This window comes from Sorangium sp. So ce321 (assembly GCF_051530195.1).
Taxonomy (GTDB): Bacteria; Myxococcota_A; Polyangia; order Polyangiales; family Polyangiaceae; genus Sorangium.
This window is the reverse complement of sequence record NZ_CP150329.1, coordinates 600,297-619,848: the sequence shown is the minus strand read 5'-3', so window position 1 is coordinate 619,848 and position 19,552 is coordinate 600,297. Positions and strand designations below refer to the sequence as shown.

Genomic DNA, 19,552 nt, shown 5'->3' with positions numbered 1-19,552 from the left:
GAGGCGAGACGGGTGCGCGCGCGCCCGTGGGCGCGAGGCCTGCGTCTCCAGGCGACGCGGCGCTTGCTGCAGAGACGCTACGCTGAGCAGGTGACCGGCGTCCCGCGGTCCTGGGCCCGGCCGTCTCCCCGTCCGGTCCCGGGGGGCGATCCCCCCAGGGCTGCCCGCGCGGCGCGCACGGCGATGGCCCTCGTCAGGTCAGCGTGGCGTTCACGACGATATCCGCGGAGGTGTCGTAGATCTTCACCGTGACGGTATCTGTGGTCGCATCGTACGTATAGGCGTTCGAGGCAGATGCCGACAGGCTCGAGGCATCCGCCACGAAGGGGATCGTGGTTTTGCCGGCTGTCACCCTCGACGGCGCCGCCGTCACGCCGAGCAGCGCGACGTAGTAGTACGGCTCGGCCGGCTTGTATCGATCGACCTTCCGCGTCACGCGGACGCTGCGGTTGGTCGAGGTCGTCTCCTGCGTGATCGTCGACAGGCGATAGGACGAGCCCGTGCTGATCCCGTCGTCCTGATAGAGCGCGTACGACGAGCTCGGCCCTGGAAAGACCGTGATCGTCAAGATATTCTGGGGGAGCTGGCCCACCCATTGCTCGAGCTCACGCATGGGCAGGATGGCCCCGGCCTGAACGTAGATGGGCACGACGCCGAGGGGGGCATAGTACGGCGTGGTCCCGGGCGTGACGCCGATGTTCGTCCCTCCGGCCACCTTGGCTCCGAGCGCGCCCTCCTCGGGGAAAGGATACCAGTCCGCGCCCCGCGGCAGGTAAATGTTTCGCGTATCACCCTGGTCCACGATCGGCGCGATCAGGAGGAAGTCTCCCAGGAAGAATTGATCGTCGAGGTGATTGTAGACCTCGACGTCGTCCGGGAAGTTCAGGAACATGGCGCGGGAGATGGGCATGCCCGTCTGCGTCGCTCGGTACATCGCGTCATAGAAGACCTGGTTCAGGCGATAGCGTAGCTCGACGTACTTGCGGCAATGCGACACGTACGGCTCCCCGTACGCGTAGGGCTCCTGGTACCACTTCTCGTAGTGGTCATAGTGGTTGCGGTACCAGGGCAGGAAGGCGCCGAGGTTCATCCAGCGCACGAACAGCGCCGGATCCGTCACGTAGCCGTCCTGCGTCGAGCCCGAGCCCGTGGCGAAGCCGCCGATGTCGCAGCCCGAGATGGGCACGCCCGACATGCCGACGTTGAGCACCTCCGGGATGTTGATCTTCAAGAAGTCCCAGCTCGACGCCGAGTCGCCGGTCCACAGCGCCGCATAACGCTGGACGCCCGCATATCCGCCGCGCGCGATGATGAAGTTGCGCCGCCCCGGCCGGAGCGCGTTGATGCCATTGAACGTGGCCTTGCACAGGGACAGGGAGTACCCGTTGTGGATGAACGCGTGCGGCTGATAGGTCTCGCCGTCCGGGCCTACCATCATGAGGTCCAGCGGCAGGGTCTTGATCACGTCGCAGTCGTCGCTGTCGGTCGAGCAGTAATCGATGAGCTGCTCGTAGGGCACGTAGTCGCCATACTGCGGCGTGCGATCGTATTCGATGGCCGGGCAGGTCATGTCCTGCCAGATCATCTCCAGGCCAGCAGAGAGGAGGCCCTCGTACTGCTGGCCCCACCAGGCCTGCACGGTCGGGTCGCCCAGGTTCGGGTAGAAGCCGCACGAGAGGAGCGGCGTGTCTCCCTGGGGGTTCTTCTGCAAGGGCGGGTATGTGAACGGGTTCAGGCCATAGTTCACCCCGTAGTTCTCCTGGGAGATGAACTGCTGGGGGCTCGACGCCTGGTTCGCGCGTGTATTGAAGATGAAGTAGTCGTTCTTCAGGCCCTCGTCGCGGGTACCGTAGGGGAGGCCGCCCTCGTCACAGGTCTTTCCGTCTTCATCGTAGGGGTTGCACGTCACGAGCGCCGTGATGTTCGTGCTGCACTTGAAGCCCTTCGCGGCGAGATTGGAGAACATCTCGGAGACGTTCGGGAACTTCTTGTCGCTGCTCGTGAACGTGCGGTAGTTATTCTGGAAGTCCACGTCGATGTGCAGGCCGTCGATCGGGAAGCTCGCGTCCCGAAACGACTGCGCGACCTGCTCCAGCACCTGGCGGCTGTAGTAGCCGTAGGCGCCCTGGTGGTATCCGAACACGTATCGCGGCACCATGGTCGGCCGCCCCGAGAGCTGGGTGTACTGGTCGACCACCGACGGTACGCCGTCGCCGAGGAGGAAATAATAATCCAGGTCGCCGTAGAGCGCCCCGAAGTAATACATCCCCTGCATGCTGAAGGATGGGTACACCGTCTCCACGTCCGCGGTGACGTTCACGTAGGTCTGCGCCGGGTTATCGAGGAAGATGCCGTAGCTGTACGGCCGCCCCGCGTACGCGCCGGTCGGGCTCGGGTTCACCTCGATCAGCAGGGGGATCGAGTTGTAGAGCGGCTCGCTGGGGTTCAGGGGGCCGCCGCAGCCCTCGGCAGGCGGCGCGGGGATGACCGAGGTGCCCGCGTACTTGAAGTTGTCGTAGTTGAAGAACGTCATCGAGAAACCGTTCTTCTTGAGCGTCGAGCCCGCCTTCTCACCCAACCCCACGTAGACGGCGTTCTCCGGAGCGACCTTGATCGACGCTACGGCCTGCTGCCCGTCCACGTACAGCAGGCCCTTGTTCGCGCCGCTCACCGTCGCGTCGGCGTGGATGAGCTGCCCGTCGCGGTAGATCGCGAGCGAGAAGGGCTGCTTCTGCACCTCCACCTGCATGGCGCCGGTGTCGATCGTCAAGAGCGCGCTCGTATCGGTGACGACCCGCGGCGTCACCGGGCCGAGGTTCCGGTTGACGACGGCGTACGAGGCGCTGTTGTCGTCATAGCCCTCCGCCGTCGCGTTGAAGCGGACCCGGAGCGCCGTCGGCGACAGGAAATCGAGCAAGAGCGCCCGGCCGTTGCAGTCGCTGAGCAGAAAGCCGGTGCCCGAGCCTGATGGTTTGTAGGATACGACGTCGCCGAAGCCGCTCCAGCCGCACGTGCTGTTCGGCACGAAGGCGTTGACCTGCACGTATTGGTAGTTCATGAGAATGACCCTTCAATGTTTCTTCTGCTTGTCTCGTCGCCGCTGGTGAACGGCGCCTCGCCTCGATTCTCAGCTGCGCGGCGCGCTAGTTCGAGGTCGTGGGTATCTGCACGAACACCTCGTAGATCTTGTCGTTGATCGCGTTGGGTGTCTGCCCCGAGTCGGACTGCACACCCAGATAGAATTTTTTTGGCATCGCCACGATGCCCCCGTAGAGGTATCCGAGGGAGAACGGGATCCCTTTCGGGAGAGCATCGAAATCGATGATGTCCTCCTTGAATGAGGTGAGGCCCGGGACCCCCGCGGTGCGCGGGATGAACAAGGTCTCGGTGCCCAGGTGAGCCGGCAGCTTGGTGGTGGGCTGGGCGACCTCGGACGTCGTTCCGGTCGTCGGGCTGGTCCACGTGTGCGCGAGCGTGGTGATGGTGTCGATCCAGGGCATTCCATCGCTGAAGTTGGGCACATTCGGGGGGCCGCCGTGGCCGAAGCGCGAGTTCTCCACGAAATCGTTGATCGTGTGGTCGAAGCGCCACCGGCTGATGCCACCGAAGAAGGTGGTGTAGGTGGTCTGCTTGGACTTGCTGTAGAGCACCACCTTGGCGCACGAATAGGCGCTCATTTTCTGCTCGTAGGCGGTGTCGATGATCGGCGTCTGCGTACCCTGACCCGGGCCCAGGTAGATGGGGAAGGAGTAATTGAGCTGCACCGGGCTCGCGGTGAATACGCCGCCGTAGGCGCCGATCCCCGCCTGTCCGTCCGGCATCACGGTGTAGGTCACGTTGAGGTCGCGCCGCCCGAACTGGTCCGCGTTGGTGAACACCTTCCCCGGCTTCAGGGTGATGGTGTTCTGGAATGTGTTCGTGGTCACGCTGAACTGGTTGATCGCCTTCAGGTACGTCTGCGAGGCCCCGGGCGCGCCGTTGAGGACATCGGTGTACTTACCCTGGAAGTTGTGGCCCATGACCACATAGAAGTTGCCGTCCGCAAGCTTGAGCAGCTCGGCGCCGGTCGACTGCACGAGCGGTGAGCTAACGAACGCGATCGAGTCGTTGAGGAGGTACGGATTGTTGGACTTCACCGCCTGGACGAGATCACCGATGTTCACGGCAGAGAGGAGCGGGAACGTCTGGTATTTTCCGCCGGCGTCCGGTCCGTAGCCGCCTGCGATGTACAGGAGGCCGCTCGAGTAGTCCTGGTAAAAGAGCGGATTCGACGACTTCCATTGCGGCATGATCGCGCTGAACTTGGATGGAAGCTGGGATACATCCATCGAGTGCACCTTGGGGGTGCCATAGACATCCTCGAGCACCCAGATCTTTGTGTTCGCGCTCGCCGCGGGGAAGTCTTCGTCGCCGGTGGAGAACCCGTGGAACCCGTTGGTCCGCCCGGCGATGAAGACCCAGTACTGCGTGAGCCCCTGGGTGTACCGGGCGAACGCGAAGGACTGGAGCTTCGGAGCGCCCGCGAACCTGGGGGTGACGTCCGCGAAGTTCGTGACGAGGAGAGGCGGCTGTGGCGCCGGTGCGGCCTGCACCGACGTCGGCTGGCACTGGTCCGCCGACGAGGGCAGCTGGGAGGCCAGCACCGGCGGGGTGGTGGCCCCGCTTCCAGGATTCGTGGAGGTCTGCGCGGCGCCTCCGCACGCAGAGGAGCACGCGGCGAGCACGAGGGCAGCGGCGGATCTGTCAAAGTTCTTTGAGAGCATCAAGGTGTCCTTTTGTCGAGAGGCCTGGGTGGCAGATACACATCCGGCAGGAGGCGGGTCGCTGCGGCCCGCTCAGCCCGCGGTGCGGTCTGCGAGGCCTTCAGCCTTGCGCGACGGGAGCGGGCGCTCGGGGCTCACCCGGCGATTGTCCGGGTGGACCATCCGCAGGAGGAATGGATCATAGGTGAAGAACGCGTCAAACAGGTTCAAGAACGCGTGCTTCTCCCGGGCCAGCCGGCAGCACACGTCAGGGGACAGATCGGTGGGCGCACCGCCCCGGAGGATCTGAAGGTTGAGATCGGCATCGGGGTTGGCTTCATCGCGGCTCGGCGAGGGCGCCAGGTTCAGGAGCCAGGAGATACGATCCTCCGCGGACGCGTTGGCGCGGCTCCCGTGCCATACATAGTTGTGCAGGAGCAGCGCATCGCCGGCCCGCATCTCCATCGTGATGGACCGCTCGGGCGCGTCGAACGGATCGACGTACATGCACGCCCGCGTCTCGTCGATGTCGACGAGGGGGATCCAGAGGTGCACAGAGCCCTTGTGGCGCTTGGAAGCCTCGGAGAGGCCGTCCTTGCCGCCGTCGACATCCCGATGGCGCCGGGTGGCATACGATGAGCCTGCGCGCACCACCATGACCTGCTCGTACTCGAGGAACACCTCGTCTCCCAGGATGCGCTGCAGGAGCGGCCCCAGCTTCTCGGCCATCGCATGGAGGAGATAGGGGACACGGAGCAGGACCTTCTCCAGGTTGATCTTGTCCCGGTACGCAGCTTTGCTCTCCCCCCATGCGCCGGCGATGAGGGGATCCACGACAGCGCGCAAGGCGCTCACCACGTCCGCAGACAGGACGCCTCGGACCACGGCGAACCCGCGGCGCTCGAAGTGCTCCTTGACCTCGGCCGCGTAAAACGCGTTGTCTACGGCCCGGATCCCCTCCCACACGTCCACCGGCCCGCCTCGGTCGAGCGAGTGGGAGAAGAACCGCTCCGCTCTCTCGGTGCCATCGGCGCGGCGCACGACGTACCGGAACGGCTCGCCGGGGGCCAGCTTGCCTGCGTCGACGGTATAGACATGCGGCAGGTTCGGGTGCGGCGCGCACCCGACCGACGTTCCCCCCTCGGATCTGGCCATCAGGCTCTCGCCGTGCTGCAGATGAACCTCGATCAGTCGCTGGTCACTCAAATTCATGGCAATTCCGGCGAGGGACATACCCTTCGCAATGATCGGCACGTCCATCGATGTTCACCGCATGACGTCGATCCGGCAGCGGAGCTGGAGAAGGCTGCGCGGGCGCAGGGCATCCGTGCGCGCCATGCGTTCGCGGACGTGGTCGCGTGGGCACGGCCAACCGAGACCAGCGCGCCACGCACGCGCTGAATTGCACGACACGTACCAAGCGAGAAACGAGGCGGGCCGCGGGGAATGCTCCTGCGTGCGCGAGCGATGGGAGAGCGCGCTGGGGACGATGTCGTCGTGGAGATTGGCCGCCGCCGCGTCCCTCCAGGACGCGCTGCGTCCCTCCAGTACACGGCCGGCATCCGGCTGCGCCGCCCGCGCATAGCGCGGTGACCACCCGGCCATCGCCATGGACCTGGCCTCTTGCGGCGCTCGCCGGGTCGACGATGCTGGACGCGGGGCCGCGTCAGCCCGCGGCGCTGACCGAGGCCGGCGTCGCTCAGGACGCGTCGGCGTAGCCGGCAGCCGGAGCGACGAGCGACGATCTGGCCGACGCTTCGGGTAGCAGCTCGTCGAGCCGGTCGCGCGGCCAGCCCGCCTGCAGCCTGCCGATCACGCCCGTCGCCCAGGCGAGCTGGTTGACTCCGTGCATCCGACACGAGCCGAAGATCGTGTAGCCGATGGCGAGGCGCTCAGCGCCCCTCGAAGGCACATTGTCCGGCGGATTCGGCGCCCATCCGTCAAGGCTGGAGCTTCATGCACCAGCGCTCGATCAGCACCGATCGGAGCAACGCTCCTGCGCCAGCGAAGCCGAGGCGCGCGGCGTAGGTCTCCAGATCCTCGGGGACCGGCTTGCCGAGCCGCTCGGTGAAATACCACCGCCACAGCGCGTCCGCGTCGTCCACGCCGCTGCCCGCCAGATCCAGGGCGTCCAGCCCCTCACGCTCCATCACGGCCTGCTTGGCGCGAGCCTGCTCCTCGAGACGCCCGTAGCAGCCCATGGCGCGCAGCTGGTCCACGAGGTGACGGCGGACCTCCGGCTCGCACACGGCGGCCGTCCAGCGGAGCTTCGCTTCTCGCGCCATCATGTGGGCGAAGGACTCGGCGTCGAGCCCCTGCTCGCCGAGCCACGCGCGGGTCGAGGGCCCGTTGTACAGCCCTCGCTCGCGCCGGAACTCCATGGCCGTGCGTTCGAGGTGCCCGGGGCCGACCTTCACCCCGTTGCGCTCCGCCGCCTCCTCGGCGAGGCCGCGCAGCAGGGCGCCCTGGATCGCGAGGGTGTAGAGCGGCTCGTCCCCGAGCAGGCGCAGCTCGTCGAGCAGGGCGTCGACGTCCGCGCCGGGGTCGATGTCGAGCCGGGTCGCACGCATGCGATCGACGGCCCGCTCCCAGACGTCGGTGCGCTCGAAGATGAAACCGGGCTCCAGCGGTCCTCGATGCCGGGCGCGGGCGGCCTGCATGGCCTCGAGCATGGCGAGCGCGTCGAGCCGCTTCTGGTCCACGCGCCCGGCGGGGAGCCACCGCTTCAGCGCGTCGAGCACGTGCGGGGCCTCCGGCGCGGCCCGGGCGGCCTGGAGCACCGCTGGCCAGGTGCGATCGGGGTAGAAAAGGGCCCTGGCGATGACGACGAGCCGCTCGGCGAGCGCCGGCTCGCAGATCTTCGCCTCGACGGCGGCGGCGAGCGTCGCACGGATATTGACGAGGGCCTCCGACGTGCACCGATAACCGTGCTCGGCGGACGCGTGCGCGAGCGCGACCTCGTCGTCGGCGCCGAGCGCGCCCGAACGGTATTGCTCGAAGACCCGGCCCACGCCGACCATGCCGAAGTCGGCCAGCTCGGCGGCGCGGAGCGCGCCCATGCTCGAGGCCCCGAACACATGGACGCCCTGGGACATCGCCCAGAGGATCTCCTTGTGCCAGACCGCCGGGACGCGCTCGAAGAAGCCGTCCACGATGCCAATCCCCCACGGTCGCTCGCGCGCGGCCCGGTAGACGTCTCCCTGGGCGACGGGCGGCAAGACCCGCAGCTCCGGGAGCGCGGGCACCTCCGCGGGCGGCAGGCTGGGCCCGGTGAACAGGACGATCACGACGACACCGCCTGCGCGCGCGGTCCAGGCGTGTACCCAGGGGCGTCCCACATGCTCTCCAGCCCGGGCACGACGACGCGGACGACGGGCAGCCCGAGCTCAGGCCGCGTGAGATCCACCACCGCGACCTGGCCGAGCCCCGCGCCGCGCAGCGCCGCGAGCACCGCGGCGAGATCCTCGTCGAAGCGCTCGCTGAACCCGTCGCTCGCGGCGCCGAAGGAGCGCCACGGCCCCTCGAACCGCTCGATCTCCGAGCGCGCCGCGGCGATCCGCGGCGGCGACCGGAACAGCTCGTACGCGGCCCGGTCGACGTCGTCGCGCGCCCCCGCGATGGCGGTCAGACGGCTCTGGGCGGCCTCGGTCAGGGCGCGCGCGAGGGCGACGGCGCGGGAGCGGTGGCACCCCTGACCGCCGCTCACGTAAAGGACGCGGTCCGGGTGAGGCGCGCGGTCGACGATCTCCGCCACGAAGACAGGCAGCCCGATATCGCTGCTCGCGTCCCACACGCCCACCGCGATGTCGGCCCGATCGAAGCGGGCCAGCACATCGCGGCAGATCGGGTCGTCCACGGTGCCGAGATCCAGGCGCGTCCGCGCGCGGCGCGCCGGCCCGGCCGCGCGCCACAGCGCCACCGCGTCGCGCTCGATGGCCTCGTAGAGCCCGTGGAGCACGGCCTCGAGCCGGTGGTTGCCCGAGGCGAGCCCCGTCGTCGTGGTCAAGAAGCACCCGCTGCCGGGCGGGAGCGGCACTGTGTAGTCGGAGTGGACCACCTCGAGCGGCACCCACAGCGGGCCGCCGCTCATGAGGTCTTCGCCCTCGATCCAGAGCACCTTGTGATGGGGGTGGAAGGAGCCGATCGAGAGCCGCGGCAGCCCGGCGAGGTCGACGAGGCGGCGCCGCGCCGAGAGCTCCGCGGCGGTGCAGAAGAGCAGCGGCTGCAGGATGTGCTCGGCGTGCCACTGCTCGATGGCCTCCATCAGCCCGGACGCGCGCGCGGCGTCGATGTCGAGCCCTTTGCCCTGCGAGACAGACACGGATCGGGAATTGGGCCGGCACACCATCACCACCGGGATCCCGACGACGTCCAGCCCGGTGACGTCGGCGACCCGGGTGATCCCCATGGCGCGCGCCATCGGAAGCACCCGCTCGACGGTATCCGCCGGGCTGACCAGGCGGTGCGTGCCCCGGAGAAAGGTCTTGTGTGCGGAGGGCCGGGTCACATGTCCTCGGGATCTCGCGGCCAGCGGCGCGGGCTCAGGCGCCCCCGGCTACCGCCTCCTGAAGCCGGTCAGGTTGACCAGGTAGGTGCCGCAGAACTCCGTGGTCGCCGGTACCTTCTTGTGTGCCGTCTGCGCATCCATATCCACCAGCCGTTGGATACCCGGCTCGTCCGCCACGTGTCCTATCTGCGCGCCCGTAGCTACCAGCTCCTTGCACCACGATTGCACTGCATTTTCCGACCTGAGGTGGCGCTTCTTCGCCACCGTGTCCGATGACACCTCGTAATACAGGGTCTCGGTGCCCTCTTTGTTCAGCACGGCCACGATCATGGTGAAGCCCCAACATTGTTCGTCCGGCGCCTCGTCATCGACCTTCGTGTTCTCCTCCGCCGCGCTGGTTGCACTCTCATCCTTCATCGTATCCTCCTTCGTCATGTCGGTTGCGGTCCTGTCGTCGATCCCCTCGAGCCCTCGCCCGTGCTCGGCTGGCCAGCGCCCCCGGACAGCAGCGAATCGGCCTCGCGAGCGTCCGGAATGCCGGTGATGCCCGACCGGAGCCCACGGAGCCGCTCCATGTCGTCGAGCGCGACGCGCCCTTCAGCCCTGCGCAGGCGAACGAGAGCCACCTGCGCGCGCAGCGCGAAGAGCCGAGCCCCCTGCGCCTCGGCCATGTCCCTCGCGCGCGCGAACGCGGCCTCCGCCTGCCCCGGGTCTCCCCGGGCCCGCCACACCTCCCCGAGCAGCCGGTAGAGCTCCGGGTGGTAGCAGCGCTCCTGGGTCGTGAACGCCTCGCCGAGCGCCTCGTCGAGCGCCTCGCGGGCGCCCTCGACGGCGCCGGCGGCCAGGCAGGCGTCGGCCAGGTGCGTGGCGTAGAAGGTGGTGACCATCCCCGAGCCCATTCGCCGCCAGCGCGCGATGGCGGCCCGGACGCGCTCGAGCCCCTGCTCCGCCTGTCCCGAATGGACCATGGCCCAGCCCCCCAGCGCGTCGGCGAGCACCATGAACGCAGGGAACCCATGGTCGGCGGCGACCTTCCCCAGCGCGTCGGCGTACCTCTGCGTGTCGGCCACCTCGCGCCTGAGGTGGTGGACCCACGCGCCGATCTGGTAGGCGATGGCGATGGTGAAGGGGTGCTCCGTCGCCTCCGCCGCCGCGATCGCTTCCTCGTAGATCCGCGCCGCGCGATCCGGCTCGCCGCAGATGCACACGCTCATGGCGTGGGTCACGCGCACGACGATGCTCGGGTTCCAGCCATAACGCGCCATGTAGGCGGGCAGCTGCGCCGGCTGGTAGAGCTCGATGACACGCCGGTGGTGAGGCTCGCCCTCGTGGTGGTCCCCCAGCCACGTGGTCACGTTCGCCAGGATGAGCGACGCCTGCGCGAGGGCGGCGACGTCATTCATGTCCTCCGCCAGCCTCGCGCACTGGCTCGCGATGTCCCGGGCTGCCGCGAGATCGCCGCGGAACAGCGTGAACATCGCCATGCCGTGCAGCGCCTGGCTCCCCCGCTCCTGCTCGCCGGTCTGCGTGGCGAGCTCGATGGCCCGTTCGTAAATGCTCTTTACCTCTGGCGCCGACCAGCCCCTGGTCGTGATCAGCGCCGGCATGATGACGCCGTTCAGCCCGAGCTCCATCTCGGCTCGCTCGTGCTCCTGCGCCACGGCCGGCAGCCACTCGATCGCCTGCCTGGCCCCGGTGATCGCCTCCACGTACGCCGACCGAGCCAGCGCCGCCTGCGCCGCCTTCTGCGCGTAGCCCACGGCCTCGCGCTTCTGCTCCGCCGCCGCGTGGTGGAGGGCGAGCAGATCCGGCCGCGTCCGGACCACCTCCGGAAACCGCTCCTCCAGCGTCGCAGCGATGCGCGCGTGGACCCTCCGCCGCGCGCCGGTGGACAGCGACTCGTACGCCGCGTCCCGCACCAGCGCGTGCTTGAACATCCCCACCGCCTCCTTGCCCCGCCGCCGGCGCAGCACGAGCCCCGCGCCCATCAGGCGCTCCAGGTCTTCCGCCACGGCCGCCGGGCCGAGCGGGCTCGCGGCCGAGAGCACCTCGACGCTGAACTCCCGCCCCAGGGCCGCCGCGAGCTGGGCCGTCTCCCTGGCGCGCGCGAGCCGATCCAGGCGCGCCGTGAGCAGCGCCCGCAGCGTCCCCGGGATCGCCGCGCCCGAGAGCGGCCCGGTGAGCTCGTAGCGATCCTCCCGCTCCGCCAGGAGCCCCGAATCGACCATCGTCCGGAGCAGCTCCTCCGCGAAGAGCGGCACCCCGTCGGCGCGGTCCGCCACCTGCTCGACGACGGCGGGAGGCAGCGCCTTGTGGCCGAGGAGCCCGGTGAGCATCTCCTCCATCGGCGAGCGCTCCAGGCGGCCCAGCGGGAGCAGCAGCACATCGGACGTCGAGAACGACGGCGAGAACTCCGGGCGCGCCGTCATGAGGACGCACAGGGCGACCGTCGTCGCCTCGCGCACGAGCTGGCCGAGGAACTCCATCGTGGTGGGGTCGGCCCAGTGCAAGTCTTCGACCAACAGGAGGACGGGCCGCGCGTCCGCCATCGCGAGGAGCAGCGACGCGATGGCCTGGAGCGTCAGCTCCTTCTGCCGCTGCGCCGAGACGTCGAGCGGCGCGTACGGCGCGCCGATGGGCAGGGAGAAGAGCGGCAGGAAGAGCGGCATGGCCTCGGCCAGCGTGAAGCCGTGGCCGGCGAGCTCCCCGGCGAGCCGCGCGATCTTGCGGCCTGCGTCGGCCTCCTGATCGAGCCCGAAGGCGCGCTCGATGAGATCGACCACCGGACGGAGGGGGCTGTTTCGCGTATCGGGCGAGCACCGCGCTTCGAGGAACGTGTGGGGCTCGTGCGCCAGCCGGCGGTGCAGCGCGCGCACCAGGCAGCTCTTGCCGATGCCGGCCTCGCCGGTGATGAGGCTCGCGTGGCCCGCCCCCTCGCACGCGCGGCGCCACCGCTCCACGAGGAGCCCGAGCTCTTGATGGCGGCCGTGGAGCGGCGCCCGCGAGCCGTCGGGGGTCGGCCACCTCGCCGCGTCGCCGTGCTCCTGCCGGAGGCGGAAGGTCTCCACCGGCGCCGCGATCCCCTCGATGGATCGGGCCCCTTCGCTCTCGAGGTCGAAGGAGCCCCGCAGCAACGCCTGCGACGCGGCGCTGACCGCGACGGCGCCCGGCGGCGCCAGCGAGGCGAGCTGCGCAGCGAGCCGCGGTGTGCTGCCGGCGACGAGGCACGCGCCCTCGAGATCCCCCAGGCTCCCGTCGACGACAGGGCCGGTGTGGAGGCCGACGCTCACCTCGATCCGGACGCCCGGCGCGGCGCTCGGCTGGTCCTCGGCCTGGACGGCGCCGGCCATCGCCAGCGCCGCGCGGGCAGCGCGCCTGGCGTCGTCCTCCGCCGCGCCGGGGTAGCCGAAGTAGATCAGCAGATCGTCGCCGAGCGCCGCGGCCACGTACCCCCCGTACCGGCGCGCTACATCGGCGCAGAGGGCGAGCGCCGCGCGCAAGGGGTCGTCCAGCGCCTCGACGTCGGCGGCCTGCGCGGCGGCCGCGCGCGCGCTCAGGTGACAGCAGAGCGCCGTCAGCTGCCGGCGCTCGCCCTCGAGCGCGGGCGCCCTCCGTCGGTCGAGCGACGTGGCGACCGTCGCGGCCGAGGCGAGCGACCGCGTGTCCCCGCCGGACGAGGGGCCGCCGGCGCCGAGCATCGCCTCGCGCGACAAGCCGCGCAGGCTGCAGGCCTCGAGCGCGTCGAAGAGCCCGCGGGCGGTGACGTCGCGCGCGCCTTCGTCCTTGCGGAGCGCGCGGGCGAGCAGGTCGCCGAGCGGGTGGCGCTCGAGCGCGGCGGGGATCGGGACGGGCTCGGGGCCGAGCAGCCGATAGAAGATCTCGGCCTCCGTGCCGCCGTACGCCGGCGTGCCCGTCAGGCACTCGAGGAACACGAGGCCCCACGAGAACAGGTCCGCGCGCGGCGAAGGCTCGGCGCCGCGCCACTGCTCCGGCGCCCCGTAGCCCGGCGTGCCCAGCGCGTCGTGGGTGCCGGTCAGCCGCGTGGATCGTTCGGCGTCGAGCGCAGCGCCGATCCCGAAGTCGAGCACCAGCGCGTTGCGGCGGGCGCCCGTGGGGATCACCATGATGTTGCTGGGCTTGAGGTCGCGGTGGACCACGCCCGCCGCGTGGGCGCAGGCGAGGGCGTCGAGCACCTGGAGCATCATGTGCCGCGCCTCGGGCGGCGCGAGCGCGCCCTCGCGCTCGAGCAGCGCGGCGAGGTTGTCGCCGGGCGCGAAGGCGAACGCTGTGTAGAGGGTCCCGTCCTCGAGCTGACCCGCGTCGACGAGCTGGACGATGTTGGGGTGGTGAAGCTGGGCGCAGAGCCGCGTCTCGCGCAGGAAGCGCGCCGCCCGCCTGTCGGGCTGCGCGGCGCCTCGCGGCTCGGCGAGGCGCAGGATCTTCAAGGCGATCGGCTGCCCGGTGGTGAGCTGGCGGGCCTTGTGCACCACGCCGAAGCCGCCCTCGCCGAGCTTGCCCAGGATCTCGTAACGCCCCGCGAACAGGGTGCCTGTCACGGGTGCTGCCCCGTCTGCAACGTAGCGCTGCATGCTCGATCTCCTGGTCGGCGGAGGCGCTTGGCAGCCGGGGGGTCGGGGCGCTCGGGGCGCGCCGGCGCCTCTCCGTCAGGGCTCCTTGTCGGCGTCGAGCACCGCCAGGAGATCCGGGTCGGCGTCGCCCCCGAGCAGGTCCAGGACCTCGCGCACCCGCGAGAGCTCGCGGCGCAGCGTCCGGTGGTGGTTGCGGTTCTTGAGCAGCGGCTCCTGGCCGAGCAGCGTGAAGGCGTCGTCGCGGTTGCCCGTCCGCTGCACCGCCGCGCCCAGGACCATGCCCCGGAAGGCCTCGGTCGCCTCGAGCGGGAGCGGGGCGCTGCCGCCCCGGCGCCGCTCGGCCTCGCTCACGAAGCTGAGCGCCGCCCGCCAGAGCAGCTTGACCAGCGCGCTCGGCTCGGCGTCGCCGTCGAACGTGAGCGCGCGCTCGACGTGGCGCCGCTGGATCACGAGATCGCCCCCGAGGCCGCTCTGCCCCGCGAGCTGGAGCGCGTAGGCGCGCCGGACGATGTTGTCGAGCTGCCGCAGGTTGCCCGGCCAGGGCGCGGACACGAGGAGCTTCATGGCCTCGGGCTCGAAGCGCGCCGTCCCCTTGCCGTCGGCCTCCTGATGGCGCCGGTTCAGCATGTAATCGGCCCAGCGCGGGAGCTCGTCGAGGCGCTCGGCGAGCGGGAGCAGCCGCACCGGCAGGACGTTGATGCGGTAGTACAGGTCCTCGCGGAAGCGGCCGGCGCGCACGGCGGCGCGCAGATCGGCGTTGGTGCCGACGAGGAGGCGCGCGTCGGCGCGGCGCTCCCCCGCCCCGTCGTCGCCCAGCATCCGGTAGGCGCGCTCCTCGATGAAGCGCAGGAGGCCCGCCTGGGCCTTGAGCGAGAGCTTGTCGATCTCGTCGAGGAAGAGCGTGCCCTTCGCGGCGCGGGCGACCGCGCCGGGGTTGTCCTTGACCGCGCCGGTGAAGGCGCCCCGCTTCCAGCCGAACAGCTCGGCCATCTGCAGGTCCTCGGGCACGCCGAGGAGGTCCAGCGACTCGAAGGGCTGGCCCCGGCGCTGCGAGTGCTCGTGGCACCAGCGCGCGAGCCTGGATTTGCCAGCGCCGGTCGGGCCGGTGATCAGAATGGTGTCGTCCCTCGGGGCGAAGGCGCGGAGCAGCTCGACCAGGGGCGCGGTGCTCTGACCGACGACCGGCAGGAACTCGTCCGGGCTCGCCGGCTCGTCCGCGCGGAGCGGCAGCGCGCGGGCGGCGATGAACGCCCCGGCGATGCTGGCGAGGATCTCCAGCCCCTCGTAGCACTCCGCCCAGGGGAGCTCCCGTCCGACGGTCCCCCTGGAGCTCGCCTCGAGCGTGATCATGCCGTCGACGCTGCCGCCGGGCGCGCGCAGCGGGACGACATGGACGTGGGTCGCGTCGCGATCGAGCATGCGCTTGCGCGTCGCGTCGCCGGGCACGCCGGCCGCCTCCGACGGGTCGCGGAGCTCGATCGCCCCGTCCGGCATCCAGGAGCGGACCGCGGCGCGCTGGACGTCGATCGAGACCGAACAGCGGTGCTTTTCGATCCAGCTCCAGACGCTGCCGGAGGTGAGATAGCCGGTGCCTTCGATGCGCGCGCCGCTCGCGCGGTCGATGCCGAAGAGGCGCTGGTAGCTGCCCTCGGGGCGGAGGTGGACGACGCCGCGCAGGATCCGAGCGCGGCTGGCGAGCGGACCTCCGGCGAGCGCTTCCTCGACGAAGTCGAACATTGCCCGGAGGACCGCCGCGGCAGCTTCGTCGAAGTACGTGGCCGACACGAGGCGGGGGACGAGCGAGATGAAGATCTCGTCACGGGATACGGTCACGATAGAGCAGGTAAGCAGGATAACGGGGGCGGGTCCAGGCGGAACGAACAGGCTGGCGTCTCCCGCGGACGCAGCGCGTCCGGGCGGGACGCGAGCGCCCTCCTGCCTCGGAAGCGATGGCGGCGCCGGCGTCCGGCCGAGGGACCACGGGAGCCGCCACGGGTCCGAAAGCCTGACGCGCCGGCGGTGGCCGAATTCCATGCCTCGAGCGGCGGCTCGAGGCCGCCGCCTCCGCCGACTTCGTCATCGGCCTTTACAATCCGGCGAGCGGGCGGCGCACGCGCCAGATCGTGCGGGCCCAGGAGATCATCGCGCAGCACCGCGCGGGCACGACGCCTGTCGCGCTGGTGAAGAGCGCCTACCGCAAGCTGGAGAGCGCCGTGCTCACCGATCTCGACCACTTCCTGGAGTACGAGATCGGGATGCTGACGACGGTGCTCGTCGGGTCGACCAACACCTTCATGTTCGAGGGATACATGGTCACGCCGCGCGGATATACCAACAAGTACACATGGGATGGTGCCGCGCTCCCGGGCCAGACGCCGGGGCGCACGCTCGTGCTCTCGGACGAGAGCCCCACGGCAGCAGAGGAGGCCTAGATGGCACGCGTAGGAAGGCTGGGCGGCGCGATCCTCGCAGGGGCCTCGCCGAGCCGCCCGGCCGGAAGTGCACGCCGTCGCTCCTCGCGGGCGAGCGCCTCGATGGCTTCCTCGGCCAAAGCGACCTGGCGACCGGTCCGCTGTGATTCCGGAGGAGAATGTCTCGCAGTCGAGCGTGCCCAGGTGCGGCGGCTCAATGGTTCTCGACCGGCACGCCGGCCCTGAGCGCGGCCGCCTTCAGCGCCAGCATTTCCTCCTGTGCGTCGGTGAGCTCCATGGAGTGGAAGCCGGACGGAGCCGTCGGGCCCATGTGGATCGGGGCGACCGCGGTCTCCACGACAGGGATACCGTCGAGCCGGCGCTCGTCGGTGCGGGGCCTGGGCTCCGTGAGCACGGAGAGCAGGCTCGGAGACGCGGAGACCCGAGGGCTCAGCGCGTTCACGCGACCGGGCGCGAACAGCTCGAGCGCGGTGCGCGCGATGCACGTATGATCGAGGGTGCCGTGGAAAGGCACGCCGCGTGGAGCCCAGGGCGAGACGACCAGGGCCGGCACGCGGACGCCGAGCGCATCGAACGGCGCCGCTTCGCCCGCTGACGGCGGCGGGCGCACGTGGTCGTAGAACCCGCCATGCTCGTCGTAGGTCACCACGAGCACCGTGTGCGGCCATGCCGGGCTCGCGATCAGGTGATTGTAGATGCGCGCGACCAGGTTCTGACCGCGCGCCACGTCCGCGGGGGGATGATCGTCATTCGCCCAGTTCAGCAGCGCGTCCACGGCGACCAGCGTGAAGTTCGGGTCGATCCACGAGACGCTGGGCAGCGTGCCCTGGAGGCAGGCCCTGTAAAACGAGGATACCTTCTCGATCGGCAGTCCGACGTGGCCCCTGTAATTCTCGACGGCGCGCAAGAACGCGACATCGTGCGAGTAGTAGCGCCACGAGCCGACCGGCAACAGGTCGAAGAACGTCGCGCGGTCGATCCACCTCCCGTTGCCCGTGAGCCCCCCGCTGGTTCCGCACAGCGCGAAGAACCGGTTTGGCCACGTCGGGCCTGCGAACGAGGCGAACCACCGGTCGCAAACGACGTACTGCCGCGCGAGGCTGTCGTACGTCAGCAGATCGCGCTGGTCGTACCAGCCCATGATCTCGGCGACGTGGCTGTTCGCGCCGTAGCCTTTGACGAAACCGTCCATCGCGCCGCCGTTGATCTGCCTCACGACTTCGTCCCGGTGATGATGCGGGCGGATCCGGACTCTCGTGCTCTCGAGATGATATCCCTTGATCGGCGTGCCGTGCTCGTCCGAGTTCGTCGCGCCGATCACCCCATCGACGTCCATGCCCGTGCCGCGCAGGTAACCCAGCATGTGGTCGAACGATCGGTTCTCGAGCATCACGATGACCAGATGACGGATGTCTGCCATGTTCCCCTGCTCGCTTTCCCATGCGGTTCCGAGCTCTGTCGGCCGACACGGCCGCGCAGGGCCAGCTTCACGACGCTGAATTTGTCTATCAAAAACTGCCAGTCGCCGCCACGCGAAACGAGATCCCGGCCGCCCGCCTCGGCGCGCTACATGCGAACCAGCGGCTGCCCTGCGAGCGCCATCAGGAAGAGCCCCAGCGCGACGGCGCCGTAGATCATCTCGAAGCTCACCATCGCCACCGCGCCCCAGACGACTGCCTCCTGCCTCGCGGCGGGCGATCGTCGGGCTCGGCCCCGGAGCCGAGGAGCACGCGTCCCGCGCCGCTCTGGAGCTGAGGAATCCCCTCATTTTCCAGCCATTTTCAGCGGAAAAATTGAACAGGGAGGCGGGGAGACAGGGAGTATTTTGAAGATTTCCCTCCCCGCCTCCCCGCCTCCCTGTGAATTTTCCGAAGAGTTTGAGGGGATGCCTCAGGGTCTAGAACAACGATCACGTTGAAACCCGGAGAATTTTCACAGGGAGGCGGGGAGGCGGGGAGGCGGGGAGGAAGAAAAAATGAATTTCTCCCTCTTGCCGTCTCTCGCTCCCCGCCTCCCCGCCTCCCTGTGAAATTCCTGCTTTCTCTCGTGGTTTCAACCCGTTTGTCGCTCTAGATGGCACGCGTAGGGAGGCTGGGCGGCGCGACCCTCGCCGAGACCCAGGGAGAGTATTACCTCGTCGGCAACACCAAGGCTCCGGTCAACCTCCGCGAGGCGGGGTTCGAGCCGTCGGTCAGGGGACGCCGGCCCGATCGAGCCCGGACGACAGGAGACGCCGGCTCCTGCCCCGAGGAAGGGGCGAACGCGGGCCATCCCGGCGTCTTCGTGCGCCGACAGCCGCCACCACACCGCCGGCGGAACCTCGAGCATCACCCGCCACAGGCCGCTGCGGAGGACGTCTCCGAGGCCCATGCCCGCGTGCGCCGGGGGCTTCCAGTCCACCGAGCCGACCCCGGGCTCGAACAGCCGCCCGCCGTGCCGGTCCGCGTGCGCCAGCATCGCTCCGAACACCGTGGTCATCGTTCGCGGTCGCCGGACGGGGTCGGGCTCCGCCCAGCAGATAAAGGGATCTTCGTGGAACGCCCTGGCCAGTGTCTGTGCAGCAGTCATGCGCCCACTATGCGTTCGGGTGTTTGTCCACGCACGCCAGTCATTTGTCTTCGTGCGCCACGTGCTCACCTCGCGGCATGCCCGTCGTGCCCGCCACCGCACAGGCCATCTCCGAGGCGCTGGGCCGCTTCGGGGTCGATGTTCCGCGGCTGAAGATCGGCCCCATCGACGACGACCTGGCGCTCGCAACGTTGTGGGCCCGGGCCATCGCGCGCACCGGCCGGCGGACCCTCCCGCTCGAGGTGGGGCTGACGATGCCGCTGGGCACGATGGGCGTGGTGGACTACCTCGCGGCGTCTTCGGCGACGGTGGGGGCGGCGCTCACGGTGGCCCAGCGGGTTTTCCCGCTCGTCGCGCCCGGCATCCAGTTGCTCCTCGAGCGGCTGCGGAGCGGCGTGCGGCGCGTGGTCATCGTCAACCAGCCGTCCTTCCCAGGGGCGCGAGAGCGACCTGCTGGTGCTCGGCATCGTGCTGGCGCGGATGCGGGTGCTGCCGAGCCGGTCGCTCGAAATGCCGTGGCTCGAGCTGGCCGAACCCAGCCCCGAGCCGCGCGCGCGGTGGGTCGAGCTGCTCGGCGTGGCCCGTTTGCGGTTCGGCGCGCGGCGCACCGCGCTGCACTTCTCGTCGCCCGCGCGGACCGGCAGCCTTCTAACCGCGCGGGAAAATGACGGCCGTGCGCGCCCGCACCGCGCTGCGCGACCGAGGAACTCGGGA

General features: G+C 69.7%; 12 protein-coding genes and 2 pseudogenes. 3 read left to right on the top strand and 11 right to left on the bottom strand.

Going from position 1 to position 19,552, the window contains the following annotated elements; translation table 11 throughout:
* Positions 1-193 precede the first annotated feature (193 nt).
* The 3 genes from WME89_RS02440 to WME89_RS02430 form a co-directional block, all read right to left on the bottom strand.
* On the bottom strand, positions 194-3,058 hold the full coding sequence (locus WME89_RS02440; RefSeq protein WP_438007677.1) for a TIM-barrel domain-containing protein: 2,865 nt from the start codon (positions 3,056-3,058) through the stop codon (positions 194-196).
* Between the two features lie 85 nt (positions 3,059-3,143).
* On the bottom strand, positions 3,144-4,763 hold the full coding sequence (locus WME89_RS02435) for a hypothetical protein (RefSeq protein WP_438007676.1): 1,620 nt from the start codon (positions 4,761-4,763) through the stop codon (positions 3,144-3,146).
* A gap of 72 nt (positions 4,764-4,835) precedes the next feature.
* A complete protein-coding gene (locus tag WME89_RS02430; protein WP_438007675.1) occupies positions 4,836-5,897 on the bottom strand; it encodes a phytanoyl-CoA dioxygenase family protein in 1,062 nt (353 codons plus the stop codon).
* A gap of 12 nt (positions 5,898-5,909) precedes the next feature.
* Here WME89_RS02430 and WME89_RS02425 point away from each other — a divergent pair, with 12 nt between their 5' ends.
* Positions 5,910-6,143 carry a hypothetical protein gene (locus WME89_RS02425; RefSeq protein ID WP_438007674.1) on the top strand — a complete coding sequence of 78 codons (234 nt, stop codon included), beginning with the start codon at positions 5,910-5,912 and terminating at the stop codon, positions 6,141-6,143.
* 298 nt (positions 6,144-6,441) lie between these two features.
* Here the strand turns inward: WME89_RS02425 and WME89_RS02420 are convergent.
* The 6 genes and pseudogenes from WME89_RS02420 to WME89_RS02395 all read right to left on the bottom strand — a co-directional run.
* Positions 6,442-6,645: pseudogene (locus WME89_RS02420) on the bottom strand (transposase domain-containing protein); the annotation flags it as partial.
* A 37-nt stretch (positions 6,646-6,682) separates the two neighbouring features.
* Complete coding sequence (locus WME89_RS02415) at positions 6,683-8,029, bottom strand: TfuA-like protein (protein WP_438007673.1); 1,347 nt, start codon at positions 8,027-8,029, stop codon at positions 6,683-6,685.
* Positions 8,026-9,249: a YcaO-like family protein gene (locus WME89_RS02410; RefSeq protein ID WP_438007672.1), complete on the bottom strand. Its 1,224-nt coding sequence runs from the start codon at positions 9,247-9,249 to the stop codon at positions 8,026-8,028. The genes WME89_RS02415 and WME89_RS02410 overlap by 4 nt, the downstream gene beginning before the upstream one ends.
* Before the next feature lie 48 nt (positions 9,250-9,297).
* Positions 9,298-9,666, bottom strand: coding sequence for a hypothetical protein (locus WME89_RS02405; protein WP_438007671.1), 369 nt, complete (start codon positions 9,664-9,666; stop codon positions 9,298-9,300).
* Positions 9,667-9,680: 14 nt separating this feature from the next.
* Positions 9,681-13,838 (bottom strand): TOMM system kinase/cyclase fusion protein, encoded by a 4,158-nt coding sequence (locus WME89_RS02400; RefSeq protein WP_438007670.1) that lies wholly within the window; start codon positions 13,836-13,838, stop codon positions 9,681-9,683.
* 75 nt (positions 13,839-13,913) lie between these two features.
* Positions 13,914-15,671, bottom strand: coding sequence for a sigma-54-dependent transcriptional regulator (locus tag WME89_RS02395; protein WP_438007669.1), 1,758 nt, complete (start codon positions 15,669-15,671; stop codon positions 13,914-13,916).
* 203 nt (positions 15,672-15,874) lie between these two features.
* On the opposite strand from WME89_RS02395, the pseudogene cbiH reads away from it, so the two are divergent.
* Positions 15,875-16,228, top strand: a pseudogene (gene cbiH, locus WME89_RS02390) (precorrin-3B C(17)-methyltransferase); the annotation flags it as partial.
* A gap of 235 nt (positions 16,229-16,463) precedes the next feature.
* Here the strand turns inward: cbiH and WME89_RS02385 are convergent.
* Positions 16,464-17,690, bottom strand: a complete 1,227-nt coding sequence (locus tag WME89_RS02385; protein WP_438007668.1) for an alkaline phosphatase family protein — start codon at positions 17,688-17,690, stop codon at positions 16,464-16,466.
* Positions 17,691-18,322: 632 nt separating this feature from the next.
* Positions 18,323-18,838 carry a hypothetical protein gene (locus tag WME89_RS02380; RefSeq protein WP_438007667.1) on the bottom strand — a complete coding sequence of 172 codons (516 nt, stop codon included), beginning with the start codon at positions 18,836-18,838 and terminating at the stop codon, positions 18,323-18,325.
* A 77-nt stretch (positions 18,839-18,915) separates the two neighbouring features.
* Here WME89_RS02380 and WME89_RS02375 point away from each other — a divergent pair, with 77 nt between their 5' ends.
* Positions 18,916-19,506 (top strand): AraC family transcriptional regulator ligand-binding domain-containing protein, encoded by a 591-nt coding sequence (locus tag WME89_RS02375; RefSeq protein WP_438007666.1) that lies wholly within the window; start codon positions 18,916-18,918, stop codon positions 19,504-19,506.
* The last annotated feature ends 46 nt before the right edge of the window (positions 19,507-19,552 follow it).